Consider the following 22335-nt stretch of genomic DNA (forward strand, 5'->3'; position numbering starts at 1 on the left):
CCCTCATACGCTACAACGAACGGACAGCCGGTCAATCGACACGACTACGCACGCCACCGTCAAATTTTGTTTGCAGCCGCGGATTCGCCTTGGGGGATAGCTTATTTCGAAGGCCGGTCAGCGAGCGATTGAATGAGCGCCTCGAGTCGCGAGAAATTGACGGGCTTGGTCAGATGGTCGCGAAAACCCGCTTCGCGGCAACGTCGAATGTCTTCGTCCATGCCGTAACCCGTGATCGCCACCGAAGGCTTGTCGGGCTGAACGGTCTGCCAGGCGCGCGCGATGTCGAGCCCGCTGCCGTCCGGAAGGCCGATATCGCTGACGAGCAGATCGAATGGCCCGCTCTGCGCGCGCTCGAGCGCCTGGGCGACGGTCACGGCGACTGTCACTTCGTGGCCGAGCATTTCCAGCACCTCGGCCATCGCCGATGACGTCTGCTCGTTGTCCTCCACAAGCAGCACCTTGAGCGCGCGCCCCTGCTCCCGACTCGCGGCCTCGACGAGCGGCGCGTCCTCGTGCGCGGGCTGGACCCTTGCGAGCGGCAGCGTGAGCGTGAAGCGCGCACCGGTGTCGCGCCCCTCGCTATAGGCGGAGAGCGTGCCGCCGTGCTTCTGTGCCAGCGTGCTCGCGATCGCGAGGCCGAGCCCCAGGCCGCCGAACGAGCGCGTGATCGAATCGTCCGCCTGCTCGAACGCGGAGAAGATGCGCGGCAGCGCCTCCGCGCTGATGCCGATGCCGCTGTCCGTCACCGAAACCGCGATCGTCGACGGGTCGGGGTTCCAGGTACGCACGTCGATGCGCCCGCCCGCCGGCGTGAACTTCACCGCGTTCTTCATCAGGTTCCAGACGATCTGCTGCAGGCGCGCGGCATCGCCGAGCACGACGAACCGGTCCGCGTCGAAACGCGTTTCGAGCGTGAGGCCCTTCGCGCGCAGATCGGCCTCGGACATGTCGAGCGCGCTCGTCAGCAAGGTATCGAGCGCGACGCTCGCGAAATTGAGCGACAGCTTGCCGCGCGCGATGCTCGTGAGATCGAGCAGATCGTCGATCAGACGCGCTTCGAGCTCGACATTGCGACGGATGAGATCGAGTGTCGGATGCGCCTCGCGCGGCAGCGAATGCTTCATCTCGAGCAGGCGCACGGCCGCGAGAATCGGCGTGAGCGGCGTGCGCAGCTCATGCGACAACACCGCCAGAAAATGGTCCTTCGCGCGATTCGCGGATTCCGCCTGATCTTTCGCGAGGCGCAGCGCGTCGGCGGCCATGTGGGCGTCGGTCGCATCGCGCACGATCTTCGAGAAGCCGATCAGCTCGTCATGCTCGCTGCGGATCGCCGTCGTCACGCCCGAGGCAAAGAACGAATGGCCGTCCTTGCGCCAGAGCCAGCGGTCGTCGCTCGCGCTGCCTTCGCGCCGCGCCGTCTCCAGCTCGGCATCGAATACGCCGGCTTCGCGGTCTTCCTGCGCATAGAAGATGCTCGCGGACTGGCCGAGCACGTCCTGCGCCGGAAAGCCCAGAATGCGCTCGGACGCCGCGTTCCACGTGCGGATGCGCCCTTCGGGATCGAGCGTGATGACGGCGTAATCCTTCAGCGCGTCGATGAGCAGGCGGAAGTGCGTCTCCGTCTCGCGCAACGCACGCTCGACCGCGATGCGTTGCGCGCGCTCGGCGCTCTCGCGCATCGCGCGGCGCACGACCGCGGGCAGGCGTTGCAGTCGCTGCTTCAGCACGTAGTCGGTCGCGCCGCGCTTGAGCATGTCGACGGCATGCTCCTCGCCGAGCAAGCCCGACACGAAGATGAACGGCGTGTCCGGCGAGCGCTCGCTCGCAATCGTGAGGGCCTCGATGCCGGAAAACGTGGGCATCACGAAATCGGCGAGGATGACGTCGAAGCGCTTTTTCCCGAGCTCGGCGATGAACGCCGCGGAGTCGTACACGATCGACGCATCGACCGCGTAATCCGCGCGCTCCAGCTGGGCGATCGTCAGCTCCGCATCCAGTGCGTTGTCTTCGACGAGAAGCAGATGCAGGGGCTGCATGATCTAGACGTCCTCTTCAAAGGACGCCTGCTGGCGCATCGGACCGGGCGAGTTCGCGAACATGGGCGCTGCAATCATTGCGCGGCCGGCGGCCGCCGGAAGCGTGTCGAGCCCGGCGGCGGTTCGTTGAGGACCGCCCAGAATACGCCGAGGTCGCTGATCGCCTCGACGAACTCGGCGAATTCCACGGGCTTGACGACGTAGGCGTTCACGCCGAGCTCGTAGCTGCGCACGAGATCCTGTTCCTCGCGCGAGGACGTCAGCATGACCACCGGAACGCTCTTCAGCGACGCATTCGAGCGGATCATGTCGAGCACTTCGAGACCATCGATTTTCGGCAGCTTCAGGTCAAGCAGGATCACCGCCGGATTGCCGGGCGCGCGCTCCTTCCACTCGCCTTCGCAGGTGAGATAGTCGATGGCTTCCTGGCCGTCGCGCGCGACGATCACTTCGTTCGCGAGCTGGCTCTTGTCGAGCGCAACGAGTGTGAGCTCGAGGTCGTTTGGATTGTCTTCGACGAGCAAAATCGGTTTAAGCATGGTCTTTTCTTGACTTTGTACCTGGCCCGCCCTGCGTTCCATTCGCATGGCGGAATACGACCGGCAAGGAGAAATAGAATACCGCGCCCTCTCCCGGCCGCCCTTCGGCCCATGTGCGCCCTTCGTGGCGCTCGACGATGCGCCGCACGTTGGCAAGCCCAATGCCCGTGCCCTCGAACTCTTCCGCGCGATGCAGCCGCTGAAACACGCCGAACAGCTTCGCGCCGTACTTCATGTCGAAGCCGACGCCGTTGTCGCGCACGCCGATCACGTATTCATCGCCGTTTCGGGTCGCGAATATCTCGATTTTCGCCGATTCCCGCGTCCGCGTATATTTCACCGCGTTCGAAATGAGGTTGCGCACGGCGAGCTGCAGGAAAGCGGCGTCGCCGGTGACGCGCGGCAGCTCGCCGATGACCCATTCGATGCGCCGTCCCGCGCCTTCCGCCTCGAACTCGTGGACGACGCCGCGCACGAGCTGCCCGAGATCGACCGGGGCCGGCCTGAGCGCCGCGCGGCCCATCTGCGAGAACGTCAATAGATCGTCGACGAGCGTGCCCGCAAAACGCGCCGACTCCAGCATGTTGTTCATGAAGCGCCGGCCCTTGTCCGACATGCGCTCGCCTTCCTGCTCGCGCAGCAGATCGCCGTAACCCGCGATATGGCGCAGCGGCGCGCGCAGGTCGTGCGACACGGAATAGGAGAACGCTTCCAGCTCCTTGTTCGCGCGTGCAAGTTCGGTCGCGAGTTCGGCGCGCTCTTCCGCGCGGCGCAGCACGATGTTCAGCAGCGCGCCGCGCAATTCGCCGGCGAGTTCGAGTTCGCCCTGACGCCACATTGCGGAATGTCCGCGCACCGTCTCGAGCCACGGCGAAAAGCTCGTGCGCGGCGTGCTCGCGCCATCGGCGCCTGCTATTTTGACCGGCTCGCCCGCCCACTTGATCGTCTGCATCATTTCGGGCCTGAACCATAGCAGATAGTTGCGAAAGATCTGCGAGACCGGCACCGCGAGCACGCCGCACGCGTTGTCCTCGTGCGCCTTGGCGGGCGCCCATTCGCGCGCGAGCGAATCCGTCGCCCACACGCCGGTCGTGTTCTCGGCGAGCCAGTTCGTGAGCGCGCGCACAGTGTCCTCGTCGGGGGTCGAGCCGAGCAGCGTGATCTGATCGTCGAAGACGATCGCCGCGCCCGCCGAGCGCGCGAAGCTCAATACGTCGTTCGGCACCGCCTGCAAACCCGCGACGAAGTTCTCGTGCTCGCCCATCGCGGAAATCAGACGGCCCATCGTGCGGCGCAGCGCGGCCAGATACTCGCCTTCGGCGCGCTCCTCCTTCGCTTCGATCTGCAACGACAGCATGTGCCCGAGATGCTCGACCGCGACGCGCGTGTTGAACGGCACGATGCGCGCGTCGTGATCGTGACACGAGATGAGTCCCCACAACTGCCCGCGCACGACGATCGACACGGACATCGAAGCGTGCGTCCCCATGTTGCGCATGTATTCCAGATGCACCGGCGAGAAGCTGCGCAGCGTCGCGTACGTGAGATCGGTGGGACGGCCAGTGGCCGGGTTCACACTTGGCACGAGCCGCGCGGGCGTGTAGTTCACGTCGACGACGAGGCGGATGCGGTTCTTCAGATACAACGCGCGCGCCTGGCGCGGAATATCCGACGCGGGGAAAAACTGATGCAGGAACGACGGATAAGCCTCGTCGCGGTCTTCGGCGAGCACGTGGCTGCGGCCTTCCTCGTCGAAGCTGTAGAGCATCACGCGGCCAAAACGCGTGATCCCCCGCACTTCGCGCACCGCGAGCTCGGCGAGCGCCTGCACGGTCGCCGCCTCCTGGAGTCCGCGCGCGAACGTGCGCACGAGCGGATACATGGATGCGAACGCGTCGCCGGTGGCGGCGGCGGTTTCCATTTCGACGATGAGCGTGCCCTCGTGACGATGCATCGTGACATCGAAACGCAGCGAGCGTTCGGAGGACGAAGGCGTCACGTCGATCGGGCCGATATATAGCGGCGCGTCCTCGAGCACAGAGGTGGCCGCCGCCTGCGCGATACGTTGCGCACCCGCCGCGCCGATCACGGCATCGAGCGGCTCGCCGAGCAATGCGTCGACGTGCGCGCCTGTCAGCGATGCAAGGTTTTCGCTTACCTGCACGATGCGCAGGTCGTCGCCGAGCACGAGCAGAAAGCCGTGCGGCTGGATGCCGCCGGGAATGTGGATCGGCTCGGCATCGCAGTCCTTGCTCGCGACGCCCGAACTGAGCGTGCGCCGGCGTGCTTCGGCATCGGGCGGTCCCTTCGATGCGTCGTGCAAAGCCCCTGCGCCGATGGGCGGCTCGCTTGCGGCGCTCATCAGACAGCTCCGGGCGCTGGCTGCAAACGCCCGACATCGGCCGTTTCGGGGCACAGCCACGCGTGCAGGCTGTCGAAGGTGGCGATGGCGGCTTTCACCGCATCGTCGTAATGGCGTTCGGGCACGCTTGCCGCGGCGGTCTCGCGAAACGCCTTCCACATGCTGCCCGTGCGCGGGCCATAGCCGTCGAAATAGGCATTGCCACGTCCCGGCGCGAGATCGAGACGCTCGGCGACATGAGGCGCGATGAAACGCCCGCCGAGCGTGCTGCCTTCCATCACGTACATCGAGCCGAACGCATCGCCGATGTTGCGCATGCGCGGCAGATCATCGTGTGCATCGGCCTGCTGCACGCAAGCGACGTACTGTGTCTCGCCTGTCAGCGCGGCGAGGTCGGCGGCAAGTAGCGCCGCCTTGCGGCGCGCATTGAAAAAGTCGGAGAGCGATGCCGGCATGCACGCGGCTACCGCATCTTCCCAAGGCGTGACGTAGCCATAGAATCGTTCGAGCAGCGCAATGTACTCGTCGCGACGCAGGTCGTCCCGCATGAGGTCGAGTGCATTCTCGAGCCGCGCATGGCACGCGGCGGTTTCGTTCTTCAGACGGGACAGAAGTTCGAGGGGCATGTTCCGTTATGTTGGCTTCGGTCCGTAAAGCGGGCAAAGGAGTGCAGACATCGGAAGGGCTTACCGGTTTTGCGCGGACCTGGATCGGGCGCATCGGTAGAAAAAACGCCGCAAACGTTGCCTTCCAAACCTGTTCATGTTCAACGGTTCATTCTACGCAAGCGGCTTGCGCGGTGCCATTCGCCAAGGCTTTCACCGTTCGGTTCATGGCTCGCGCGAGCGCCTTTCGTCGGTGTTGACGTTCGCAAGATCGTCGCGCTGCGTGTCTCGCTGATAGTCGCCGCCGCCTCGTCGATCCGTATCGACGAGGCCGCGTTCGATGTCTTCGTGGGCCTGCGTGCCGACGTCGCGCGCTTGATCCTCATGCTGCGATTCGACGTTCTGATCCGTCTCGTGAGGCAGCGGCGCCTTCGACGCATCGTCATGCGCCTGTGTCTCGCGGTCCTTGCTCGCCATCTCGCGTCCGCGTTCGGGCGCGCTCGCCGGCGTGATGTTCGTCTGCTTCATCATCGTCTCCCTGTGTGGACGCTCACTTGCGCGAGCCGTCCATGCCGAGCCGCTTCTTCATCTCGGCCGTGATTCTTTGACGCGCCTTGTCGTAGCCCGCCCAAGGATCGCCCTGCAACGTATCGAGCCGCTCGCGCACGTTGCCGATGCTCCATTGATCGCCGCTCTTCACGTCGTCGAGTTCATCCCACGAAAGCGGCATCGACGCGCCGAGCCCCGGCCGCGCGCGCAGCGAAAACGCCGCGACCGTGCTCGACCCGCGGTTGTTGCGCAGATAGTCGATGAAGATCTTGCCCTTGCGGTTCTGCATGCCCATCTTCGCGGAGAAGAGCTTGGGCAGCGTGCTCGCCATATGCTGCGCGACCGCCTGTGAGAACGCCTTCATCTCGTCCCAGCCCGCCTGCTTCGCGAGCGGCACGACCACATGAAAGCCCTTGCCGCCGCTCGTCTTGCAGAACGACGTGAGGCCGAGTTCGGCGAGCAGATCCTTCGTCAGCTTCGCGGCCTCGACCATGCGTTCCCACCCGACGCCTTCGCCCGGATCGAGATCGAACACCATGCGATCCGGCTTCTCGATGTTCGATGCCACCGCGTTCCATGTATGCAGCTCGATCGTGCCCATCTGCGCGGTGCCGACGAGCGCCTGCGACGATTCGATCGTCAGCAGCGGCGGATGCCCCGGATCGATATCGGGATGCTGGGTGATATGCGGAATCGCGAGCTTCGCGCTGTGCTTCTGAAAGAACAGCTCGCCGCCGATATCCTCCGGCGCCCGCACGAGGGACACCGGCCGGTCCTTCAGATGCGGCAGCATCCAGTCGGCGACCGACGCGTAGTACTCGACGACATCGATCTTGCGCAAGCCGGTCGATTTGTCGATTACGCGATCCGGATGGCTGATCTTCACGCCTTCGATTTCGGCCGAACTCGTCCTGGCCTTCGTCACGGTCTTCTCTGCAGGCGTCTTCTTTACAGGTGTCTTCTTAGCGGCCGTCTTCGATGCCACCTTCTTCGCCGATGCCGGCTCTTCCTTCACGATCTGACGCGCGGGCTTATCGTCCCGCAGGCTGACGAACGAGGCTTGTCGCACGATACGCTCCTTGGTCCATTCCGCGAAATTGCATTCGGCTACGAGCTCGGGCTTCACCCAATGCACAGGCGTGCGGCTGCGTTCCTGCGGCTCGCTCGCGAACGGCATGCGCTTCACTTCGCGCTTGTCGAGTTCCTTCTTCACTGCGACGAGCGTCGCGTGATCGAAGCCGCTTCCCACGCGCCCCGCGTATTGCAGCTTGCCGTGCGTGTCGTAGACGCCGAGCAGGAGCGCGCCGAACTGCCCGCGGCTGCCCGAGGGTTCCGAGTAGCCGCCGATGACGAACTCCTGCCGGCGACGGCACTTGAGCTTGATCCACGACGCGCTTCGCCCCGAGACATACGTGCTGTCGATACGCTTGCCGATGATCCCTTCGAGCGCCATGTCGCATGCGCTCTTGAGGAGATCGTCGGCGTGAAAGGCGAAGTCCCGCGAATAGCGCAAAACAGGATCGTCGACAGGCTCGATGAGCGCCTTCAAAATCGCGCGGCGCTGCACGATCGGCACGTTGCGCAGGTCGTAGCCGTTCAGATATGGCACGTCGAAGAAATACACGACGATGTCCTGCGGGCGTCCCACGTCGAACGCGTTTTGCAGCGCCTGAAAATCGGGCAGGCCGCGATCGTCGAGCACCACGGCTTCACCGTCGAGCCAGCCGCTTTCGATATCGAGCCTGTCGAGCGCCTTCACCTGCTTCGAAAACTTCGCGGTCCAGTCGTTGCCGTTGCGCGTGAAGATCTGGATCTCGCGCTTGCCCTTGATCGTTTCAACGCGCGCGAGTATGCGATAGCCGTCGAACTTTATTTCGTATGCCCAATCATCGCCGGGAGGCGCGGCATCGACGAGCGTCGCGAGCTGCGGCTTGAAAGTCGCGGGCAGCTTCGCCTTGACTGCGCCTTCGATCGCGGGTTCGTGCGACAACGTGCGCAACGACTCGTCGCTGCGATTCGCGACGATATCCGGATGCGCGTGTCCGTTCGCTTCCTTGCTGATCGTTTTTCGTGCCGGCGCTTTCTTCGCGGCGGCCTTGCTTTCGGTGCGCTCGCGAATGGCACCGCTCTTGTCGCGCGCGCCGAGCGATGCCGACATCACACTGCCTGGCTTCTTCAGCAGGATGTCGTATTCGGCTTCGGGACGCGCTTCGTCGTCCCGTTCCTTGATGAGCAGCCACTGCTCCTTGTCGCCGCTGCCGCGCATGTGACTCTTCACGAGCGTCCAGCCGCCGTGCAGCTTCTCGCCGTCGAGGATGAACTTGAGCTTGCCTTTCTCGTACTCGCGCGCGGCTTCCTCGATGCTGCCCGACTGCGGCGCCCACGTGCCGCGATCCCATACGATGACGCTGCCTGCGCCGTAGTTGCCCTCGGGAATGTCGCCTTCGAAGGAGCCGTAGTCGAGCGGATGATCTTCGACATGCACCGCGAGCCGCTTGACCGATGGATCGAGGCTCGGCCCTTTGGGCACCGCCCACGATTTGAGCGTGCCGTCGAGCTCGAGACGGAAGTCGTAATGAAGACGGCGGGCGTCGTGTTCCTGAATCACGAACGACAGCGCCTGATCCGCGGATTGCTTCGCGCGCGCACTGCGTTTCGCGGCGCCGGACGGCTCAGGCGTCTTGTCGAAGCTGCGCTTGCGCTGATAGGTATCGAGTTTGTCAGCCATCGTCGTCTATGCGTGACCTATGCGTGACTCCGGCGCTCACGCGCGCTTGCGACGCGTCGTCTTGCGTGCCGGGCGCGCCTTTTCTTCACGGGATTCGTCGCCGGCGTCGTCACCGGTTTCGTCATCGGATTGCGCCGCCTTGGCGCCGCGTTTGGGCGCGCCGCCTTTCTTCAGACTGCGCTTGAGCAACTCCGACAGATCCAGAATCTCGGCGGACGCTTTTTCTTCGCCGCCCTCTTCGATCTTCATCACTTCGGCGATCTTGCCTTCCTTCACCTTCTTGTCGACGAGCGCCATGATGTCGTCCTTGAAGGTGTCGTGATACTTCGCTGGATCCCATGAGTCGCTCATGTCGTCGATGAGGCGTTTTGCCATCTCCAGTTCCTTCGGCGTGACGCCGGCCTTCTTCGTGTCTTCGTCGGGGAACTTGAACTGGCTGAAGTCGCGCACTTCGTCGCCCCAGCGCAGCGTATTGAGCGCGAGCGCGGGACCGACGGGGATCAACGCCGCGAGATGCTGCTTGTTATGCAGCACGACGCTCGCGATGCCGACCTTGCCGGTGTCCTTCAGTGCGTCGCGCAAGAGCGCGTAGACCTTTTCGCCCTTGCGATCGGGCGCGAGATAGTAAGGCGTATCGAGCGACAGAAAGGAGATTTCGGGCGCATCGACGAAGGCGAGGATGTCGACCGTCTGCGTCGATTCGGGATTGGCCGCGCGGATTTCGGCGTCGGTCATCACGACATACTTTCCCTTCTCGTACTCGAAGCCGCGCACGATGTCATCGCGCGTGACTTCCTTGCCCGTGTTCTTGTTGATCTGCTTGTAGCCGATCGGATCCATCGAGCGCTTGTCGAGGAGGTTGAAGCCGACCTTCTCCGACTGCGTCGCCGGATAGAGTTGTACGGGGACGTGGACCAGCCCGAAGCTGATCGCGCCTTTCCAGATCATGTGCGGCATCACGGCACCTTCGCTGTCGGGTCGAGTCGATGGGTTCGCCCGGGCGCTCGCGCCGAGGCGTTTTCGCACCGCCATTCGCGCGGTATCGACGAGATTCGCACGAAGCGTGCCAGAAGGCGCGCAAGCCCGGACGTGCGCAGCGCATGGACAATCAGGTTTACCGCGAAACGATTCGACTCACCGATCTGTAGGCTTTACTGAGGGTGACCGAACGCGGGGAATTCGGAGGCGGAGGAGATAAAGACCGTTAGTTGCAAGCTAACTTACTAAATAGGCCGATCGAAATCGGCACGTCATGACGATGACGGTTATTTACGGCTCGCGGTGACGGTCAACTGCGTGCCGTCGTCGAGCGTGACGGTTTTCTTCGAGCCCGTGGACGTCGGCATCGAGAAACGCACGATCTGGCTGAAACGATTGTCGACCGGGCATTGCAGAGTTTTACCGCCCACGGTCACCTTGCTCGTGCCCTTCGGCGCGTAGGCGCGAAAGCTGATCTGCACATTCGCAGAACCGTTGTCGGCGACGACCGGCGCGAAGCGGATCTGCACCTGCCGCACCGCCTGGCCGTTTGCGCTCTTCGGCACCGACGCCGCCTGCGGGCAGTCATCCGGCACGGCCTGCGCGCCGCCCGGTGCCGTGCCCTGCCAGGTGAAGTCGTCGGTCTGGCCGGAGCGGATGGTACGCGTTTCCTGCTCGTTGCCGAAACTCTTCGACGCCATCTTCACCGTGTACCTGATGGGGCCGTCATTGGGCGCTTCGGAGAGAACCTTGATGCCTGGCGTCGCGTGGGCTGTCGCTGCGAACATTGCGAGCGCAGCGACGGAAACGATGCGACGAACGATCAAACGACGACTCATGTCGCCACCTCCGTAACGAGCGCTAAGGAAGGCCGGCGCCGCGCGGCGCCGGCGTACTGCGGGCGGTTTCAGTCTAGCGCCCTGCATCCCGGCTCATCCTAGTGGAAAACCCGCGTGCGCAGAGAGGTCGATGACGTTCGTCAATGCGCGCTCAGAAGCCGGTCAGCACGAGCTTGCCGACCGTGCGCCCTTCTTCGAGCAGCCGATGCGCCTCGCGTAAATTCGCCGCATTGATCTTGCCGAGATCGCGGCCGACGGTCGTGCGGATCGTGCCTGCGTCGATCAGCCGCGCCACTTCGGAAAGCAGTTTGTGCTGCTCGATCATGTCGGGCGTCTTGAACATCGCGCGCGTAAACATGAACTCCCAATGAAACGCCGCGCTCTTCGATTTCAGCAATTCGACCGGCACCGGCTTCGCGTTCTCGACGATGGTCGCGATGCCGCCTTGCGGCTTGATGACTTCGGCGGCCGCGGGGAAATGCTTGTCGGTGTCGTTGAAGATCAGCACGTAATCCACTTGCGGGAAGCCGATGTCCTTCATTTGCTTCGGAATGTCCCCGAAGTGATTGACGATGTAATCCGCGCCGAGATCCTCCGCCCATTTCGCCGATTCGGGCCGCGAGGCCGTGGCGATCACCTGAAGCTTCGCGACGCGCTTGGCGAGCTGGATGCCGATCGAGCCAACGCCGCCCGCCCCGCCGATGATCAGCACCGACTTGCCCGCATCCTTGCCTTCCGCCGACACGCGCAGCCGCTCGAAGAGCGCTTCCCACGCGGTGATGGTCGTGAGCGGCAGCGCGGCGGCGCAGGTGAAATCGAGCGACTTCGGCTTCGCGCCGACGATACGCTCGTCGATCAGATGGAACTCGCTGTTCGCGCCCTGCCGCGTGATGTCCCCCGCGTAGTAGACCGGGTCACCGGGTTTGAACAGCGTGACCTCGGGCCCGACCGCCTCCACGACGCCCGCCGCGTCCCAGCCGAGCACGCGCGGCGCTACTTCGACCTTGTCCTTCGGCGCGCGCACTTTCGTGTCGACGGGATTGACGGCGATCGCCTCGATTTTCACGAGCAGGTCGCGGCCCGTCGGCGTGGGCTTGTCGAGCTCGATGTCGACGAGCGATTCGGGATCGGAAATCGGAAGGTAACGCGTGAGGCCGATGGCTTTCATGTTCGTGCTCCGTGAAGTGGATGTTGAATTGATCATACTGCCCGATCGCTCTCTGTAAAACGGTCATAATCCATGAAACATTTTTCGGGAAATCCATCGAATGGCGAGCGATCCTTTGACGGACGGCACACACCGCGAACGGCTCGATCTGCTCGATGTCGGCCTGTTCATGCGTGCGGCGGCGCTCGCGAATCTGTCGTCGGCGGCGCGTGAATTCGGCTTATCGCCCGCGGTGGCGAGCGCGCGCATCGCGGGGCTGGAGCGCATGCTCGGCACGCGGCTTTTGCATCGCACGACGCGGCGCGTTTCCGTCACGCAGGAAGGCGAAATCTTCGCGGCGCACGCGCGCGAGCTGCTCGACGCCGCCGAGGCCGCGCGCGCGTCGGTCGGGCGCGCACGGGCGCATCCGCACGGCCGCCTGCGCGTGACGATGCCCTCGTCGCTCGGTCGCCAACACATCTCGCCGCTCATTCCCGCGTTTCTGCGCGCGTATCCCGGCGTGACGGTCGAGTTGCGCATGACCGACCAGATCGTCGATCTCGTCGACGAAGGCATCGACCTCGCGATCCGCATCGGTGCGCTGAAGGATTCGACGCTCGTCGCCCGGAAGCTCGCGAGCAACCGGCGCGTGCTGTGCGCGTCGCCCGCGTATCTCGCCGCGCACGGCACGCCGCGTCATCCGGCCGATCTCGCCGGGCACGAATGCGTGATACTCGCCGATCAGCGCGACTGGAGTTTCGTGACGCCGACCGGCGTGATCGACGTGCGCGTGTCGGGGCGGCTCGTGACGGATAACGGCGAAGTGATCCGCGATGCGCTCGCGGCGGGTATCGGCATCGGGCTCAAATCGACGTGGAGCGTCGCGCCCCTGCTCGCGAGCGGCGAACTCGTCACCGTGCTCGATGACTATCCGCTCGCGCAGACCGTCGCGATCTGGGCCGTGTATCCGAGCCGCGCGTTCGTGCCGCCGAAGACGCTCGCGTTCATCGACTTCCTGGCGGCGCAGTTCGGCGAGCCGCCTTACTGGGACGTCGATCCGGCGCGCGTGCAGCGCTGAAGGTTCTTTACAATGGCGGTTTCTTGCCTTCGTTCGCTTGCATCCCGATGAATCTCGTCATTCAAAGCCCCGCCCCGATCTCCGATTCACATTTGCGGCCGCTCGCTGCGCTCGCGGGCTCGCAAGAGACTCGACGCGTGGACGACACGCTGCTGCGCCTGATCGACGCCGATCCGCTTCAGCGCCCCGATATCGACGCCTACTGCGGCGCGCATGGACTGGACTACGCTTACGTCGAACCGAACGCGAAACTCGCGGATTTCGGCCTCGTCGCGATGGACATGGACTCGACGCTCATCACGATCGAATGCATCGACGAGATCGCCGATTTCTGCGGGCTGAAGGCCGAGGTCGCGGCGATCACGGAAGCGTCGATGCGCGGCGAGATCAAGGATTTCAACGAAAGCCTCACGCGGCGTGTCGCGCTGCTGAAGGGCCTCGACGCGAGCGCGCTGGAACGTGTCTACGAAGAACGCCTCGCGCTTTCGCCGGGCGCGGAACGGATGCTCGAAGGCGCGCGGGCCGCCGGCTTGAAGACGCTGCTCGTGTCGGGCGGGTTCACGTTCTTCACCGAGCGGCTAAAGGCGCGCCTCGGCCTCGATTACACGCGAGCGAACACGCTCGAGATCGTCGATGGCAAGCTGACCGGCAAGGTCGTCGGCGACATCGTGAATGCGGATGTGAAGGCGCGCACGCTGATCGAGACTTGCGCGAAGATCGGCATTGATCCGAAGCGCGCCATTGCGATGGGCGACGGCTCGAACGATCTGAAGATGATGGCCGAAGCCGGCTTGTCGGTGGCGTTCCGTGCGAAGCCGGTCGTGCGGCAGTCGGCGAGCGTCGCGTTTAACTTTGTCGGGCTCGACGGATTGTTGCGGCTGTTCTGAACGGTTTGGAAACGGCGCGTGGGGGGTATTGCCGTTCACTCAGGCATCGCCGGATCCCGTTTTCTTTTTGGTTTATTAGCGTTGCCCCTGTGCGGGGCGGCAGTCACTTTCTTTGCTGCTGCAAAGAAAGTAACCAAAGAAAGCAGCTTGCTAGGCCCGCGGTCACACGCAGTTTTGGCCATGCTTGCCAGCCGATCGTGGGCTCAGTAGCGAGTGCCCTCATAGGCCCCATCGGGCGTGGATCGCGCACGGTCTGACAAGCTAGTCGTTCAACTGCGCTGGTTCAGCACCAAATAGCTCCGGCACAGCGCTACGCGCTGCCGACGGGTCTGCAAGGGACAACATCGGTCTGCACTTGCAGTGAGATGGAGGCGTTAGTAACGAAAGTTCGGGCAGACCCGATTGACCGGTCGGCCGCGAAGCGGGCCGGAGCCATTTGGTGCTGAACCGCTCCGCTGTGCGACGCGCGGTGACAGACCGTGCGCGAGCCAAGCCCGGTCAAACCTTTGAGGGCGACACTTAGGCAGCCCACGATCGGCTGGCAAGCATGGCCAAACTGCGTGTGACCGCGGGCGTCTCGAGCTGCTTTCTTTGGTTACTTTCTTTGCAGCTGCAAAGAAAGTGACTGCCGCCCCGCATAGGGGCAGCGCTAATAAACCACAAAGAAAACGGGATCCGGCGAAACCACCCACCGAAAGTTACCCAATACGCTTCAGGCGAACGCCTTGACAAGCGCAGCTTCCAGATCCCCGCGCAAGTCCGCTTCCGCTTCCAGGCCCACATAGAAGCGCACCAGCACCCCCTCATGCGGCCATTGCGACGCAGTGCGCATCGAAGAAACGTTGTAGGGCATCGCAAGGCTGTGCGCGCCGCCCCAACTCCAGCCGATCGAGAACAGGTCGAGCGCTTCGACGAATGCATCGACTTGTGCCGCGGTGTAACGGCCATCGAACACGATCGAGAACAGGCCGCCCGCGCCGCCCTTGAAGTCACGCTCGTAGAACGCGTGACCCGGACAATCCTCCAGCGCCGGATGCAGCACCGCCGTCACTTCAGGCCGCGTCTTCAGCCATTGCGCGAGCGCAAACGCCGTGCGGTCGTGCGCTTCGTAACGCGCCTTCATTGACGGCAGGCTGCGCAGCACGAGCGATGCATCGTCCGCCGATACGCCGATGCCCATTCTCATGCGCGCGCGCTTGAGCTTCTTGTGCAATTCCGGATTGCGCGTGATGGTCGCGCCCATCAGGATGTCGCTGCCACCCGATTGATACTTCGTCAGCGCCTGCACGGAGATGTCGACGCCATGCTCGAACGGCTTGAACGCAAGGCCCGCGGAATACGTGTTGTCGATCGCCGTGACGATGCCTTTCGCGCGCGCGACGGCGACGATCGCCGGCACGTCCTGCACTTCCATCGTCACCGAGCCGGGCGCTTCGAGCCAGATCAGCTTCGTGTTCGGACGGATCGCATCGGCGATGCCCGCGCCGGTCATCGGATCGTAGTACGTCACTTCGAGCCCGAAGTCCGCGACGAGCCAGTCGGCGTGATCGCGGTTCGGCGAATAGGCGTTGTCGGGCACGAGCACGTGATCGCCCGCCTTCATCAGGCCGAAGTAGACGTTGGAGATCGCCGCGAGCCCCGACGGCTGCAGGAGCGCGTATTCGCCGCCTTCGATCGCGGCGAGACGCTGCGCGAGCGCGATGGTCGTCGGCGTGCCGTGCAGGCCGTAGCGCCATCTGGAATCGTCGCTCCAGACGAGCGAGCGCATCGTCGCGAGATCGGGGAAGACCACCGTCGACGCGCGCGCGACCGGCACCGAAAACGACTCGAAGCCGGGCGTGATGCGGTCCTCGGGCTGCACGATGCGCGTCTGCAGGTCGCGGTCGGGGGCGTTGTTGCTGGAATCGGTCATGAGGGCTGTGTGAAGCGAAGTAAAGAAAAGCCGCCGCCGGAAACGCCCGGCGGCGTGAAGACAAGACGCGCTATTCGCCGATGATGACGTTGCTCGTGCCGCCCACGGCATTCTTCGGCGGCAGAGGGGGCGCTGGTTCCAGCGACGGCGCGGGCGGCGCCTTGCCCGCGTTCATCGGCGGCAAGGTTTGGCCGGCTACCGCCGGGCGCAGATCGAACGGCTGCGCGTTCGAATCGTCCGGGTCCATGCGTTCGCCCGACACGCTGCCGTCCGCCGCGAACTTGCCGACCCAGTTGCCCGTGATATGCGTGCCGTCGTTCGATTCCTCGATCTCGAGCGTGTCGCCGTCGCGATCGCCCGCGACCAGAACCACGCTCGGACTGCCGGCGAACTTGTACTCGCCGTGCACGCCGGACGGCTCGTCGGTTTTCGCGCCGAGCTTCATCTCGATCTGCCTGTCGCCGAGCGTGCCGACATAGCGCGGAAAACGCGCGTATTCCGGATTCGGCGTGAGGGGCTTGCGGGGCGGCAGCGCAAGCTCCTTGATGGCGGCCTGCGCGCCGTGCGCGTCCGCGCCCGCCGGTTCGCGCTGATCGGGCGGCAGAACGCCCGACGCGCCGGACGAACCGGGCGGCATCGGCGAATTGCAGCCCGTCAGCGCGAAGAGCGCGGTCGAGATCGCAAAGGCCGCGAGCAGGCGCGGCCCCTTCATGCTTTGCATCATCCTTCGGTCCTTCAAATGCGCTCGAAAATCGCCGCGATGCCCTGCCCGCCGCCGATGCACATCGTCACGAGCGCGTAACGCCCGCCGATGCGCTGCAGCTCGTACAGCGCCTTCACGGTGATGAGCGCGCCGGTCGCGCCGATCGGATGCCCGAGCGAAATGCCCGAGCCGTTCGGATTGACCTTCGCGGGATCGAGCTTCAGTTCCTGCGACACGGCGCACGCCTGCGCGGCAAACGCTTCGTTCGCTTCGATGACGTCGAGATCGTTCACGGACAGGCCCGCGCGTTCCAGTACCTTCTGCGTCGCCGGCACCGGGCCGATGCCCATGATCTTCGGATCGACGCCCGCATGCGCGTAGGCGACGAGGCGGGCGAGCGGCTTCGCGCCGCGCTTTTCCGCGACGCCGCGCTCCATCAGCACGACGGCCGCCGCCGCGTCGTTGATGCCCGACGCGTTGCCCGCCGTCACCGTGCCGTTCTCCTTCGCGAAGACCGGCTTGAGCTTGGCGAAGTCTTCGGCGCTCGCGTTCATGCGCACGTGCTCGTCGCGGTCGAACACGGTGTCGCCCTTCTTCGACGCGAGCGTGATCGGCAGGATCTGTTCCTTGAAGTAGCCGGCTTCGGTCGCCTTCGCCGCGCGACGATGCGATTCGAGCGCGAGCGCATCCTGCATCTCGCGCGTGATGCCGAACTTCTGCGCGACGTTCTCGGCGGTCACGCCCATGTGGATCTTGTCGAACGGATCGTTCAGCGCGCCGACCATCATGTCGACGATGCGCGTGTCTCCCATGCGCTGGCCGAAGCGCGCGGCGGGCATGATGTAGGCCGCGCGGCTCATGTTTTCCGCGCCGCCGCCGATCGCGACATCCGCATCGCCGAGAAGAATCGACTGCGCCGCCGACACGATCGCCTGCAGGCCCGAGCCGCACAGCCGGTTCACCGTGAGCGCGGGCGCGTGCTGGCTGACGCCGCCATCGATCGCCGCGACGCGTGCGAGATACATGTCGCGCGGCTCGGTATGAACGACATTGCCGAACACCACATGGCCGACTTCGTCGCCCGCGACATGTGCACGCGAAAGCGCCTCGCGCACGACGCGCGCGCCGAGATCGGTCGGGGAGAAATCCTTAAGCGAGCCGCCGAAATCGCCGATTGCCGTGCGCACGCCGCTTACCACCACTACTTCACGTTGCATGTTGCCGTCTCCGCTTGGTTGTGTTCAACAGGTCATGGATTCGTCATTCGCCGAGCGCGCGCTCGACCGTGGCCCTGTCCGGGATCGGTGCGACCGCGCCGAAGCCTTGCGTCGATAAAGCCGCCGCGACGTTCGCATAGCGCGCCGCCGCGAAGGGATCGTCGCCCGCGACGATGCGCGCGATGAACGCGCCGCCGAAGCAATCGCCCGCACCGGTCGCATCGACCGCCTTCACGACGCGGCCCGGTACGACGCGCCGCTCATCGGGTGTCGCGATATACGCGCCTTCCTTGCCGAGTTTCAGCGCGACGACCTTCGGGCCCATATTCAGCAGCGCGTCGATGATCGCGTCCTTGTCTTCGTGGCCCGTGAGCAAGGTGACGTCGTCCCAGCTCGGCAGGCAGATATCGGTCGAGCGGATCGCTTCGAGCATCACCGCGCGTGCGCGTGCGAGCGGCCACAGCTTCAGGCGCAGGTTCGTATCGAAGCTGACCTTCACGCCGTGCGTGCGCGCGTGATCGATCGCAGCCAGCGCGGCGTCGCACGCCGATACGCCGATCGCGAGGCTGATGCCCGACAGGTGCACGACCTTCGCCGCCGCGATCGCGTCGAGCGGCAGATGCGCCGGCGCATAGCGGCTCGCCGCCGAGCCCGCGCGCAGATAGTCGAAGCGGTGCCCGTTCTCGCCGTGCGACACGAAATAAACGCCCGTGGGCGCATCGTGGTCCACGCGAACCGTCGATGTACCGACGTTTTCGGCACGCCACAGATCGAGCAGCAATTGCCCGAAGTGATCGTTGCCGACCGCCGACGCGAAGCCCGTCGCCGCGCCCTGGCGCGACGCAGCGATGAGGAAATTCGAGACGTCGCCACCGAAGCCTTGCAGATACTCCGGCCGGTCGCGCGTCGACTGATTGAACTCGATCATCGCCTCGCCGAGCGCGAGAATGTGCGGCGTTTGCGGCATGGGTTACACCTCGCCCCAGAGATCGTGGCCATCGGCGCCGGTGATCTTCACCGACACGAAGTCGCCGGCCTTGTAGCGCTTCGATGCCTTCGTCGCCGGCGCGATGTAGACGACGCCGTCGATTTCCGGCGCATCCGCCGCCGTGCGGCCGATGCCGCCGTCCGTGCCCACTTCGTCGACGAGCACCTTCAGCGTCTTGCCGACCTTCTTCTTCATGCGCTTCGCCGAAAGCTCTTCGGCCAGCTCCATGAAGCGCGCGCGGCGTTCCTCGCGCACTTCGTCGGGCAGCGCGCCGTCGAGTTCGTTCGCGGTGGCGCCTTCGACCGGCGAATACGCGAAGCAGCCGACGCGATCCAGATCCGCTTCCTCGAGGAAGTCCAGCAGCGTCTGGAACTGCTCTTCCGTCTCGCCCGGAAAGCCCGCGATGAACGTGCTGCGAATGGTCAGGTCGGGACAGATTTCACGCCACGTCCTGACGCGCTCGAGCACCTTCTCGGCGTTCGCCGGACGCTTCATGCGTTTCAGCACCTCGGGATGCGCGTGCTGGAACGGCACGTCGAGATACGGCAGCACGTGGCCGCGCAGCGGGCCTTCGGCCATCATCGGGATCACGTCATCGACGCTCGGATACGGATAGACATAGTGCAGCCGCACCCATGCGCCGTATTGCGCGGCCAGTTCGCCGAGCGCGCCGACGAGGTCGGTCATGCGTGTCTTGAGCGGCTTGCCGTTCCAGAAACCCGTGCGGTACTTCACGTCGACACCGTATGCGCTCGTGTCCTGCGAAATGACGAGCAGCTCCTTGACGCCGGACTTGAAGAGATTTTCGGCTTCGAGCATGACTTCCGCGACGGGGCGCGACACGAGATCGCCGCGCATCGACGGAATGATGCAAAACGTGCAACGATGATTGCAGCCTTCCGAAATCTTCAGGTACGCGTAGTGGCGCGGCGTGAGCTTGATGCCGGCGGGCGGCACGAGATCGGTGAACGGGTCGTGCGGTTTCGGCAGGTGCGCGTGCACGGCGTTCATCACTTCGTTGGTCGCGTGCGGACCGGTGACGGCGAGCACTTTTGGATGCACTTCCTCGATCAGACCTGAGCCGCTTGCGCTCTTTTTCGCGCCGAGGCAGCCGGTCACGATGACCTTGCCGTTCTCGTTCAATGCCTCGCCGATGGCGTCGAGGCTTTCCTGCACGGCTTCGTCGATGAAGCCGCAAGTGTTGACGACGACGAGATCCGCGCCGTCATAGGTGCCGGAGATTTCGTAACCTTCGGCGCGCAGCTGAGTCATGATCTGCTCGGAATCTACAAGTGCTTTCGGGCAGCCGAGCGAAACCATGCCGATCTTCGGCGCGGGAGTCGTCCGGGCAGTTGAATCTAAAGAATTTTTCACGGGAAGAGTGTCTTGTGGGAGCGCACGAGGCCAATCCAATATTTTACCCCGGAGTGTCGGGGAGGCCGATTCCGCGCATCCGACGCCGCTCTGTCCCACCGGCATGCTCACCCTGACCAACGCGCTGTGGCGCCTCGGCGTGCAAGGCTCGGTGCGCCTCCGCTCCGGTGAAAGTCTCGTGACCCGCGCGCGCAACGAAGCCGTCGCGCATTTCCTTCGCGCTCCCGCCGGCCTCGCGCGAGAGCAGCTTCTGACGCGCGCTGCGTTATCCGGTCAATTCGCACGAGGGCGCGCGCGTGCCGATCGACAGCGACGGCTTCATGAAAGTGGTCGAAGCGCCCACGGGCTTCATGCGCATCCGCCGCGCGGTATTCGAGACGATGATCGCGCGCATGCCTGAACTGCAATACAGACCGGATGCGCTGCACGGCTACTGTCATCGCTTCTTCGACGTGATGGTCGATCGTGAAACCGGACGCTATCTTTCGACGTCTACGCGTTCTGCCGCCGCTGGCGCGCTCTGGGCGGAAAGGTCTTCGTGGATGCCCGGTCGAAGCTCGCGCACCATGGGTCGTACACCTATCGCGGGGATTTCGGCTCGGCGTGGGCGCAGGATCCGGCGAGGGCGATCGGCGGGCAACGAGCGCACGACGCGCGCTCGCTCAGGACGGGGGCGTCAACCCGCCGCCCGAACGCGCCCTTGAAATGGATTACTTTTTTTCCGTCGACGAAGGCGTGGGCGTCGGGAACGGGAATGTGTTGAACATCGATTTCGCCTGCGACTGCATCTGCTCCTGCATCTGCACGAACATGTTTTTCGACTGCTCGATGTAGCTCGTCATCATGCCCTGCATCATCGGCGCCTGCATGTTCATGAACTGCGACCAGACTTCCGGGTTGAGCGCGTTGCCGTCGTAGATGCCCTTGCTCTGCTCCGTCAACTTTTGCTGGATGTCGATGAACGCCTGGATGTTCTTCTCCAGATACGTGCCCATCATCCCCTGCATCGCGTGACCGTAGAAGCGGATGATCTGCGAGAGCATGACAGAGGAGAACATCGGCAGGCCGCCGCTCTCTTCCTCCAGAATGATCTGCAAAAGGATGCTGCGCGTGAGGTCGTCGTTCGACTTCGCGTCCAGCACCTTGAAGTCTTCCTGATCGAGCACGAGTTGCTTCACATCCGACAACGTGATGTAGGTGCTCGTTTCCGTGTCATACAGCCGACGGTTCGGATACTTTTTGATAAGTCGTTCGGCGGCTTTCTTTGTAGTAGTAGTGGTGGTCATTTAACGCCTTTAAACGCAAAACTTTACTGCGATGGCAGCAAGCAGGTCTTGCGTTGTCGCAAAAAAGCGCTGCTGCATGTTCGCCGCATCGTTGATGTACCCCGGCGAGTGGGGGGGGGGGGGGGGGGGGGGGGGGGGGGGGGGGGGGGGCGGGGGCGGGGGCCCGCCGCCCCCCCCCCCCCCGCCCCCCCCCCCCCCCCCCCCCCGCCCGTCAGCCCATGTGCAAGCCGCCGTTCAGCGAGAAGTCCGCGCCGGTCGCGAAACCGGATTCGTCGGACGCGAGCCACGCGACGATCGAGCCGATTTCGTCAGGTGTGCCGAGACGCCGCACCGGAATCGTCGCGACGATCTTCTCCAGCACTTCAGGGCGAATCGACTTCACCATGTCCGTGCCGATATAGCCCGGCGACACCGTGTTGACCGTCACGCCCTTGGTCGCCACTTCCTGCGCGAGCGCCATCGTGAAACCGTGAATGCCGGCCTTGGCGGTCGAGTAGTTCGTCTGGCCGAATTGCCCCTTCTGGCCGTTCACCGACGAAATGTTGATGATGCGGCCGAAGCCGCGCTCGACCATGCCGTCGATGACCTGCTTCGTCACATTGAAGAGGCTCGTGAGGTTCGTGTCGATGACCGCGGTCCAGTCTTCATGCGTCATCTTGCGGAACACGACGTCGCGCGTGATGCCCGCATTGTTCACGAGAATATCGACCTCGCCGACTTCGGCCTTAACCTTGTCGAACGCGTTCTTGGTCGATTCCCAGTCGCCGACGTTGCCTTCCGAGGCGATGAAGTCGAAGCCAAGCGCCTTCTGGTCTTCCAGCCATTTCACCCGGCGCGGCGAATTCGGGCCGCAGCCCGCGACGACCGTGAAGCCATCCTTGTGCAGACGCTGGCAAATGCTGGTACCGATGCCGCCCATCCCGCCGGTTACATACGCTATGCGCTTCGTCATTCCTCACTCCATTTTCGTTATGCGGACGGCGATCTCCTTTCCGCCCGCTGGCCCTTCCCGATCTTGCCAGTGACCTACAGACGTTCCACCGCCAGCGCCACACCCATGCCGCCGCCGATGCACAGCGACGCCAGGCCCTTCTTCGCATCGCG

At 64.2% G+C, this 22335-nt stretch carries 19 protein-coding genes; 2 read left to right on the forward strand and 17 right to left on the reverse strand.

Going from position 1 to position 22335, the window contains the following annotated elements; all coding sequences use genetic code 11:
- Window positions 1-101 precede the first annotated feature (101 nt).
- From NCR38_RS07230 to NCR38_RS07270, 9 genes are all read right to left on the reverse strand, one after another.
- A complete protein-coding gene (locus tag NCR38_RS07230; protein ID WP_061121530.1) occupies window positions 102-2039 on the reverse strand; it encodes a response regulator in 1938 nt (645 codons plus the stop codon).
- 74 nt (window positions 2040-2113) lie between these two features.
- Complete coding sequence (locus NCR38_RS07235) at window positions 2114-2578, reverse strand: response regulator (RefSeq protein ID WP_061121531.1); 465 nt, start codon at window positions 2576-2578, stop codon at window positions 2114-2116.
- Complete coding sequence (locus NCR38_RS07240) at window positions 2571-4940, reverse strand: ATP-binding protein (protein ID WP_061121532.1); 2370 nt, start codon at window positions 4938-4940, stop codon at window positions 2571-2573. Before NCR38_RS07240 ends, NCR38_RS07235 begins: the two co-directional genes overlap by 8 nt.
- The gene (locus NCR38_RS07245) at window positions 4940-5566 is read right to left on the reverse strand and encodes a biliverdin-producing heme oxygenase (protein WP_061121533.1); all 627 of its coding nucleotides are present in this window, start codon (window positions 5564-5566) and stop codon (window positions 4940-4942) included. The genes NCR38_RS07240 and NCR38_RS07245 overlap by 1 nt, the downstream gene beginning before the upstream one ends.
- A gap of 204 nt (window positions 5567-5770) precedes the next feature.
- Window positions 5771-6076 carry a hypothetical protein gene (locus NCR38_RS07250; RefSeq protein ID WP_409241424.1) on the reverse strand — a complete coding sequence of 102 codons (306 nt, stop codon included), beginning with the start codon at window positions 6074-6076 and terminating at the stop codon, window positions 5771-5773.
- 19 nt (window positions 6077-6095) lie between these two features.
- Window positions 6096-8822, reverse strand: coding sequence for a DNA ligase D (gene ligD, locus NCR38_RS07255; RefSeq protein ID WP_250476692.1), 2727 nt, complete (start codon window positions 8820-8822; stop codon window positions 6096-6098).
- A 36-nt stretch (window positions 8823-8858) separates the two neighbouring features.
- A complete protein-coding gene (locus NCR38_RS07260) occupies window positions 8859-9779 on the reverse strand; it encodes a Ku protein (protein WP_250476693.1) in 921 nt (306 codons plus the stop codon).
- Window positions 9780-10087: 308 nt separating this feature from the next.
- The gene (locus NCR38_RS07265) at window positions 10088-10639 is read right to left on the reverse strand and encodes a DUF6013 family protein (protein ID WP_061121536.1); all 552 of its coding nucleotides are present in this window, start codon (window positions 10637-10639) and stop codon (window positions 10088-10090) included.
- A gap of 151 nt (window positions 10640-10790) precedes the next feature.
- Window positions 10791-11807, reverse strand: coding sequence for a zinc-binding alcohol dehydrogenase family protein (locus NCR38_RS07270; protein ID WP_250476694.1), 1017 nt, complete (start codon window positions 11805-11807; stop codon window positions 10791-10793).
- Between the two features lie 100 nt (window positions 11808-11907).
- Between NCR38_RS07270 and NCR38_RS07275 the strand changes: the two genes are divergently transcribed.
- Window positions 11908-12864 (forward strand): LysR family transcriptional regulator, encoded by a 957-nt coding sequence (locus NCR38_RS07275; protein WP_061121538.1) that lies wholly within the window; start codon window positions 11908-11910, stop codon window positions 12862-12864.
- Window positions 12865-12911: 47 nt separating this feature from the next.
- Complete coding sequence (gene serB / locus NCR38_RS07280) at window positions 12912-13751, forward strand: phosphoserine phosphatase SerB (RefSeq protein ID WP_250476695.1); 840 nt, start codon at window positions 12912-12914, stop codon at window positions 13749-13751.
- A gap of 712 nt (window positions 13752-14463) precedes the next feature.
- Here the strand turns inward: serB and NCR38_RS07285 are convergent.
- The 8 genes from NCR38_RS07285 to NCR38_RS07315 form a co-directional block, all read right to left on the reverse strand.
- A complete protein-coding gene (locus NCR38_RS07285; protein ID WP_061121938.1) occupies window positions 14464-15663 on the reverse strand; it encodes a cystathionine beta-lyase in 1200 nt (399 codons plus the stop codon).
- A gap of 70 nt (window positions 15664-15733) precedes the next feature.
- On the reverse strand, window positions 15734-16375 hold the full coding sequence (locus tag NCR38_RS07290; protein ID WP_250476696.1) for a hypothetical protein: 642 nt from the start codon (window positions 16373-16375) through the stop codon (window positions 15734-15736).
- 23 nt (window positions 16376-16398) lie between these two features.
- The gene (bktB, locus tag NCR38_RS07295; protein ID WP_250476697.1) at window positions 16399-17583 is read right to left on the reverse strand and encodes a beta-ketothiolase BktB; all 1185 of its coding nucleotides are present in this window, start codon (window positions 17581-17583) and stop codon (window positions 16399-16401) included.
- Window positions 17584-17626: 43 nt separating this feature from the next.
- The gene (locus NCR38_RS07300; RefSeq protein WP_250476698.1) at window positions 17627-18550 is read right to left on the reverse strand and encodes a sugar kinase; all 924 of its coding nucleotides are present in this window, start codon (window positions 18548-18550) and stop codon (window positions 17627-17629) included.
- A 3-nt stretch (window positions 18551-18553) separates the two neighbouring features.
- Window positions 18554-19891 carry a 30S ribosomal protein S12 methylthiotransferase RimO gene (gene rimO, locus NCR38_RS07305; protein ID WP_061121942.1) on the reverse strand — a complete coding sequence of 446 codons (1338 nt, stop codon included), beginning with the start codon at window positions 19889-19891 and terminating at the stop codon, window positions 18554-18556.
- A 319-nt stretch (window positions 19892-20210) separates the two neighbouring features.
- The gene (locus NCR38_RS34130) at window positions 20211-20339 is read right to left on the reverse strand and encodes a hypothetical protein (RefSeq protein ID WP_284502178.1); all 129 of its coding nucleotides are present in this window, start codon (window positions 20337-20339) and stop codon (window positions 20211-20213) included.
- 316 nt (window positions 20340-20655) lie between these two features.
- Complete coding sequence (gene phaR, locus NCR38_RS07310; protein ID WP_061121943.1) at window positions 20656-21231, reverse strand: polyhydroxyalkanoate synthesis repressor PhaR; 576 nt, start codon at window positions 21229-21231, stop codon at window positions 20656-20658.
- Between the two features lie 211 nt (window positions 21232-21442).
- Window positions 21443-22183: a 3-ketoacyl-ACP reductase gene (locus NCR38_RS07315; protein ID WP_061121944.1), complete on the reverse strand. Its 741-nt coding sequence runs from the start codon at window positions 22181-22183 to the stop codon at window positions 21443-21445.
- Window positions 22184-22335 lie beyond the last annotated feature (152 nt).

It is taken from the genome of Caballeronia sp. INML1 (genome assembly GCF_023631085.1).
In the GTDB taxonomy this organism is placed as follows: domain Bacteria; phylum Pseudomonadota; class Gammaproteobacteria; order Burkholderiales; family Burkholderiaceae; genus Caballeronia; species Caballeronia turbans.

What these genes read in the sequence shown, in the direction of transcription:
- NCR38_RS07235 (WP_061121531.1), bottom strand. Translation starts at nt 2,578, where the DNA reads ATGCTTAAACCGATTTTGCTCGTCGAAGACAATCCAAACGACCTCGAG.
- phaR (WP_061121943.1), bottom strand. Translation starts at nt 21,231, where the DNA reads ATGACCACCACTACTACTACAAAGAAAGCCGCCGAACGACTTATCAAA.
- NCR38_RS34130 (WP_284502178.1), bottom strand. Translation starts at nt 20,339, where the DNA reads ATGCGCGCGATCATCGTCTCGAATACCGCGCGGCGGATGCGCATGAAG.
- NCR38_RS07250 (WP_409241424.1), bottom strand. Translation starts at nt 6,076, where the DNA reads ATGATGAAGCAGACGAACATCACGCCGGCGAGCGCGCCCGAACGCGGA.
- NCR38_RS07230 (WP_061121530.1), bottom strand. Translation starts at nt 2,039, where the DNA reads ATGCAGCCCCTGCATCTGCTTCTCGTCGAAGACAACGCACTGGATGCG.
- bktB (WP_250476697.1), bottom strand. Translation starts at nt 17,583, where the DNA reads ATGCAACGTGAAGTAGTGGTGGTAAGCGGCGTGCGCACGGCAATCGGC.
- NCR38_RS07245 (WP_061121533.1), bottom strand. Translation starts at nt 5,566, where the DNA reads ATGCCCCTCGAACTTCTGTCCCGTCTGAAGAACGAAACCGCCGCGTGC.
- NCR38_RS07285 (WP_061121938.1), bottom strand. Translation starts at nt 15,663, where the DNA reads ATGACCGATTCCAGCAACAACGCCCCCGACCGCGACCTGCAGACGCGC.
- NCR38_RS07300 (WP_250476698.1), bottom strand. Translation starts at nt 18,550, where the DNA reads ATGCCGCAAACGCCGCACATTCTCGCGCTCGGCGAGGCGATGATCGAG.
- NCR38_RS07290 (WP_250476696.1), bottom strand. Translation starts at nt 16,375, where the DNA reads ATGAAGGGGCCGCGCCTGCTCGCGGCCTTTGCGATCTCGACCGCGCTC.
- NCR38_RS07265 (WP_061121536.1), bottom strand. Translation starts at nt 10,639, where the DNA reads ATGAGTCGTCGTTTGATCGTTCGTCGCATCGTTTCCGTCGCTGCGCTC.
- NCR38_RS07315 (WP_061121944.1), bottom strand. Translation starts at nt 22,183, where the DNA reads ATGACGAAGCGCATAGCGTATGTAACCGGCGGGATGGGCGGCATCGGT.
- NCR38_RS07240 (WP_061121532.1), bottom strand. Translation starts at nt 4,940, where the DNA reads ATGAGCGCCGCAAGCGAGCCGCCCATCGGCGCAGGGGCTTTGCACGAC.
- NCR38_RS07260 (WP_250476693.1), bottom strand. Translation starts at nt 9,779, where the DNA reads ATGCCGCACATGATCTGGAAAGGCGCGATCAGCTTCGGGCTGGTCCAC.
- serB (WP_250476695.1), top strand. Translation starts at nt 12,912, where the DNA reads ATGAATCTCGTCATTCAAAGCCCCGCCCCGATCTCCGATTCACATTTG.
- ligD (WP_250476692.1), bottom strand. Translation starts at nt 8,822, where the DNA reads ATGGCTGACAAACTCGATACCTATCAGCGCAAGCGCAGCTTCGACAAG.
- NCR38_RS07270 (WP_250476694.1), bottom strand. Translation starts at nt 11,807, where the DNA reads ATGAAAGCCATCGGCCTCACGCGTTACCTTCCGATTTCCGATCCCGAA.
- NCR38_RS07275 (WP_061121538.1), top strand. Translation starts at nt 11,908, where the DNA reads ATGGCGAGCGATCCTTTGACGGACGGCACACACCGCGAACGGCTCGAT.
- rimO (WP_061121942.1), bottom strand. Translation starts at nt 19,891, where the DNA reads ATGGTTTCGCTCGGCTGCCCGAAAGCACTTGTAGATTCCGAGCAGATC.